We start from the raw sequence: 675 nt of genomic DNA on the forward strand, positions 1-675 counted from the left end.
CTGGCAGGTCCTATAGAGACGCGTTTATGCGGGCAGTCGAGTATGCAACTGGCCGAGACTTCGAAGCTCGACGGTGACCTTGCTGCCCGTCACGATATCGCCGGTGCCTTTGATCCTGATGCTCTGTCCGAAGAAACGATCGAAGCGATGTGCCGTGATGTGCTGAGCGCAAGCCAAGTTTAGCTTACCGGACCTAATTGAACACCCCGACCGAACGGACTTGTTGAACTGGAGCTTGCACGCGTGATCGGGTGCAAGCCCCAAGAATAGCGCCCCAATCAGATCGCGAACTCGTCCAGCGACTTTCCAGCGTCCAGAGCCTCGATAATCCAGCCGGGCTTGCGGCCGCGACCACTCCAGGTAAGTTCGGGGTTTTCAAGATGGCGGTATTTCGGCTCGGCCTTTTGTTTGGCGGGTTGAGCGGCCAGCATGTCTTCGAGCGAGGCAAAGCCGGCGGCCTTGGCGATCTCGATCGCCTTCTGGATGGCTTCCTTTTTCCGGCGGGTCTCGAAATCAGCAATGGCTGCGGCTGATTTCTTATTGATCTCTTTCAGCTGCTCGAGTGACAGGTTGTTATAGTTGATGTCCATGACGGTCTCCTCATTTGCCTGCCGCAATATAGAAACCTTCCCTGACAGGAAAGCCGCTAACCTGCGAGCTAGATTGATTTCGATG

2 protein-coding genes are annotated in these 675 nt (G+C 55.6%); one reads left to right on the forward strand and one right to left on the reverse strand.

Annotated features, from left to right (window positions below; genetic code table 11):
• Positions 1-183, forward strand: a 183-nt coding sequence (locus AAIL68_RS17550; protein ID WP_347141070.1) for a hypothetical protein, incomplete at its 5' end; no start/stop codon positions are given.
• 95 nt (positions 184-278) lie between these two features.
• Here AAIL68_RS17550 and AAIL68_RS17555 read toward each other — a convergent pair.
• Positions 279-675, reverse strand: a 397-nt coding sequence (locus AAIL68_RS17555) for an H-NS histone family protein (protein WP_347141071.1), incomplete at its 5' end; no start/stop codon positions are given.

The sequence above is a fragment of the Paracoccus sp. SSK6 genome (assembly GCF_039770665.1).
Lineage (GTDB): Bacteria > Pseudomonadota > Alphaproteobacteria > Rhodobacterales > Rhodobacteraceae > Paracoccus.